General features: G+C 59.5%; 5 protein-coding genes and 1 pseudogene. All 6 read left to right on the plus strand.

Going from position 1 to position 4,032, the window contains the following annotated elements:
* The first annotated feature begins 77 nt into the window (after positions 1 to 77).
* The gene (gene nrdR / locus WD429_RS10050; protein WP_368422044.1) at positions 78 to 596 is read left to right on the plus strand and encodes a transcriptional regulator NrdR; all 519 of its coding nucleotides are present in this window, start codon (positions 78 to 80) and stop codon (positions 594 to 596) included.
* A complete protein-coding gene (gene ribD, locus WD429_RS10055; RefSeq protein ID WP_368422040.1) occupies positions 593 to 1,708 on the plus strand; it encodes a bifunctional diaminohydroxyphosphoribosylaminopyrimidine deaminase/5-amino-6-(5-phosphoribosylamino)uracil reductase RibD in 1,116 nt (371 codons plus the stop codon). The genes nrdR and ribD overlap by 4 nt, the downstream gene beginning before the upstream one ends.
* A 67-nt stretch (positions 1,709 to 1,775) precedes the next feature.
* Positions 1,776 to 2,891, plus strand: a complete 1,116-nt coding sequence (gene ribBA / locus WD429_RS10060) for a bifunctional 3,4-dihydroxy-2-butanone-4-phosphate synthase/GTP cyclohydrolase II (RefSeq protein WP_368422041.1) — start codon at positions 1,776 to 1,778, stop codon at positions 2,889 to 2,891.
* A 49-nt stretch (positions 2,892 to 2,940) separates the two neighbouring features.
* A complete protein-coding gene (ribE, locus tag WD429_RS10065; protein ID WP_368422042.1) occupies positions 2,941 to 3,417 on the plus strand; it encodes a 6,7-dimethyl-8-ribityllumazine synthase in 477 nt (158 codons plus the stop codon).
* Positions 3,417 to 3,893 carry a transcription antitermination factor NusB gene (nusB, locus tag WD429_RS10070; RefSeq protein WP_368422043.1) on the plus strand — a complete coding sequence of 159 codons (477 nt, stop codon included), beginning with the start codon at positions 3,417 to 3,419 and terminating at the stop codon, positions 3,891 to 3,893. Before ribE ends, nusB begins: the two co-directional genes overlap by 1 nt.
* Before the next feature lie 3 nt (positions 3,894 to 3,896).
* Positions 3,897 to 4,032, plus strand: a pseudogene (locus WD429_RS10075) (thiamine-phosphate kinase); the annotation flags it as partial.

Consider the following 4,032-nt stretch of genomic DNA (forward strand, 5'->3'; position numbering starts at 1 on the left):
GGCCGGGCAATCCTGATGGATGCCCGGCCACCCTGTATCCGGTGACTCTTCCCGGTTCTTTTCCGGAGCTCCCGATTATGCACTGTCCTTTCTGTGGAGAAGCAGATACCAAGGTGATTGACTCCCGGCTGGTCGCCGAGGGTGATCAGGTGCGTCGCCGGAGGGAATGCCTCTCCTGCCGTGAGCGATTTACCACCTTTGAATCCGCCGAACTGGTGATGCCGAGGGTGGTCAAGCAGGATGGCACTCGCCAGCCGTTCGACGAAGCAAAATTGCGCTCAGGTCTTATGAAAGCCCTCGAGAAGCGGCCCGTGAGCATTGAGCAAATCGATGCAGCGCTGAACCGTATCCGCTTTCGTCTGCGGGCGACCGGTGAGCGTGAGGTCAAATCCATGCAGCTGGGTGAGGAAGTCATGACCGAATTACGCCAGCTGGATAAAGTGGCGTATGTGCGTTTTGCTTCGGTGTATCGCAGTTTTCAGGACATCAACGAATTCAAGGAAGAGATCGAGCGGCTGTCCGTCCACGCAGGGGAAGACCCGGTGGATGTTGCCAAGGTACTGGCGGACAACCATTCGCCTGAAGGTAAGGCATGATAGAGGCTCATGACACTGCGCTGATGGCGCGCGCCGTACAATTGGCGTGGCGCGGCCGGTACTCAACGCACCCCAATCCAAGGGTGGGGTGCGTGATTGCCCGTGACGGCCGGGTTCTGGGAGAAGGCTGGCATGAGCGGGCCGGCGAAGCCCACGCGGAGATTCGCGCGCTCAGCCAGGCGGGGCCAGCGGCGCGGGGGGCTACGGCCTACGTCACCCTGGAACCCTGCAGCCATTTCGGGCGCACGCCACCCTGCGCGAAAGCGTTGATTGAAGCTGGCGTCGCTCATGTGTTTGCGGCCACCAAAGACCCAAACCCTTCGGTGTCGGGCCGGGGCCTGGACATGCTGCGGGAAGCCGGCATTCGTGTCACTGAAGGCTTGCTGGCTGACGAAGCCGTCAGGCTCAATCCGGGCTTTATGAAGCGGATGAATACGGGGCGGCCCTTTGTCCGGCTGAAAATGGCCGCCAGCCTGGATGGCCGCACGGCGATGGCCTCGGGCGAAAGTCAGTGGATAACCGGCGCTGAAGCCCGTCAGGACGTCCAGCGCTTGCGGGCGATCAGTGACGCTATCCTCACCGGTGTCGGCACGGTGTTGGCGGACGACCCCTCATTGACGGTAAGACGTGCGGAGCTTGGCGATATCGGTGATGCAACCGAGCCTTCGCGGCAGCCGCTGCGGGTCATTGCTGACCGTGACGCCAGAACACCGCCCGAAGCGAACATCTTGCAGGGGGGCAGCGTTCAGTTGTTCTGTGCGTCGCCCACATTGGCGACCGCACCGGCTCAGGACCTGGCAGCGCTGGGCATCAGTCTCACCGGGGTAGCCTGGAAGGATAACGGAATTGACGTGCGGGAACTGCTGGACTCGCTGGGTGATCTGGGCATTAACGAGTTGCTGGTTGAGGCGGGACCGACACTGGCCGGAACCTTTATCAATGAGGGCCTGGTGGATGAGCTCTGGCTCTATCAGGCACCGGTATTTCTCGGCAGCACCGGGCGGCCAACCGCCCATCTGCCACTCGAATCCATGGCGGATAAAGTACAATGGACGGTGCTGGATCGTCGTCAGGTGGGTGAGGATCATCGAATGATCCTTAAACCACGGTAACTTTTCCAATTCACGGTTTGCCCGCTCCGGATTGCGGGGTCAGCGAACTGAAAGGGTGCAACAACCTATGGCACTGAACAGCATAGAAGATCTGGTAAACGACATCCGTCAGGGCAAAATGGTCATCCTGATGGACGACGAGGATCGCGAAAACGAAGGCGATCTGGTCATGGCGGCGGAACACTGTACGCCCGAAGCCATTAATTTTATGGCCCGATTCGGGCGTGGTCTGATCTGCATGCCGATGACGCGGACCCGTTGTGAGCAACTGGGCCTGCCGCTGATGGTTCAGCGCAACGCATCCGGTTTTGGCACCAAGTTCACCCTGTCCATCGAAGCAACCGAGGGGGTGACCACGGGGATTTCCGCAGCTGACCGGGCACGGACCGTTCAGGCGGCGGTCGCCAGGGATGCCAAGGCCTCTGACCTGGTTCAGCCGGGCCACATTTTCCCGTTGATGGCGGATCCCGGTGGCGTTCTCAGCCGTGCGGGGCACACAGAAGCCTCTTGCGACTTGGCGGCACTGGCCGGATGCGAGCCCGCCGGGGTGATCTGCGAGGTCATGAACGATGACGGTTCGATGGCGCGCCGCGAGGACCTGGAAAAATTTGCCGAGGAACACGATCTGAAAATCGGCACCATTGCAGATCTTATCCATTATCGGACCCTCAATGAGCGCACCATTGAATGCATTGAGCAGTACGATCTGGATACCGAATACGGGGTGTTCAACCTCCGGACCTATCGCGACAACATTCAGGGCTCCACGCATCTGGCGATGGTCATGGGGGATATCAATCCGAACGAGCCAGTGCTGGTACGGGTGCATATTACCGATACCCTGCGCGACTTGCTGGGTGCTCGCCGCGCGGACTCCCGCAGCTGGCCGTTGCACCGGGCCCTGGAGAAAGTCGCCAATGACGGTCGTGGTGTCGTGGTGCTGCTTAACAGCGCAGAGGACAGCTACAACCTTGAGGACCGCATCCACGAGTTCTTCGGCGAAGAGCAGGCGGCGGCGGCCAAAGGCAGCTCTGGTGTGTATTTCACTGTTGGCACCGGCTCCCAGATCCTGCGGGATATTGGCGTGGGCAAAATGCGCCTGTTAAGCCCGCCGATCAAGTTTTCGGCCATTTCCGGTTTCGATCTGGAAGTGGAAGAGTACGTACCCTACACCCCCGAATGATGAACCCGGCGGTTTTGCGAAGGCTGAACCGCCCGCTAAGGAGCCATTCATGGCAGATATCAAAGTAATTGAAGGCGATTTTACCCAGTGCAGTGGCCGATACGCCCTGGTGGTCGGCCGGTTTAATGGGTTTGTGGTAGAGAGCCTGGTTGAAGGCGCGATTGATACCTTGCGTCGCCATGGCATTGCCGAGGATGACATTACCCTGGTGCGGGTGCCGGGTGCCTATGAAATGCCGCTGGCGGTCAAACGTGTGGCTGAAACCGGCCATCACGACGCCATCATTGCCCTTGGCGCGGTAATCCGTGGCGGTACGCCGCATTTTGAGTACGTGGCGGGCGAAGCGTCCAGTGGTCTGGGTGCTGTGAGCCTGGAAACCGACGTGCCGGTTGCCTTTGGTGTGCTGACCGTCGATTCCATTGAGCAGGCGATCGAGCGTTCCGGTACCAAAGCGGGAAACAAGGGCGCGGAAGCGGCTATCACGGCCCTGGAAATGGTCAGTCTGTTCAAGAAGCTGGGTGAGTGATGAGCACAACTGAAGACACGTCTGTGCCTCAGGGTGCACCGGGGCAGCCAAAGGCTGGTGATCGTCGCCGCGCCCGTGCGCTTGCCATGCAGGGGCTCTATCAGCGCCATTTCAGCAAAAGCCCAGTGTCGGATATTGAAGCTGAGTTTATGGTCGACAACGACATGAGCAAGGTCGACACTCTGTATTTCCGGGATTTGCTGCGTGGGGTGCACCGCGAACAGGCAGAGCTGGACAAGCTGCTGGAGCCTTTTCTGGATCGCCCGCTTGCCGAGGTCGATCCGGTTGAATTGGCCATCGTCCGGCTGGGTGCCTATGAGTTGAAACATCGTCTGGATGTCCCCTATAAAGTGGTCATTAATGAGGGCATCGAGATGGCGAAAAAATTCGGTGGAACCGAAGGTCACAAGTTCGTTAACAGCATTCTGGACAAGCTCAGCGGTCGTTTACGGCTGGCTGAAACGCGCCCACGGTAACGAATGGGTGAATTCGAACTGATACGCCGCTACTTTAAACCCCTGGCCGGTCCGGACCGTTCAGGCGCTCTGGTGTTGGGGCCCGGCGATGACTGCGCCATTGCGCGAGTGCCAGCCCGCCACCAACACGTCTTTTCTG

Origin of the sequence: Marinobacter sp. (assembly GCF_040904845.1) — a bacterium.
In the GTDB taxonomy this organism is placed as follows: domain Bacteria; phylum Pseudomonadota; class Gammaproteobacteria; order Pseudomonadales; family Oleiphilaceae; genus Marinobacter.

Bases quoted from the DNA above. Each gene is read 5' to 3' on its own strand.
- ribD (WP_368422040.1), top strand. From the start codon at position 593: ATGATAGAGGCTCATGACACTGCGCTGATGGCGCGCGCCGTACAATTG.
- nrdR (WP_368422044.1), top strand. From the start codon at position 78: ATGCACTGTCCTTTCTGTGGAGAAGCAGATACCAAGGTGATTGACTCC.
- ribBA (WP_368422041.1), top strand. From the start codon at position 1,776: ATGGCACTGAACAGCATAGAAGATCTGGTAAACGACATCCGTCAGGGC.
- ribE (WP_368422042.1), top strand. From the start codon at position 2,941: ATGGCAGATATCAAAGTAATTGAAGGCGATTTTACCCAGTGCAGTGGC.
- nusB (WP_368422043.1), top strand. From the start codon at position 3,417: ATGAGCACAACTGAAGACACGTCTGTGCCTCAGGGTGCACCGGGGCAG.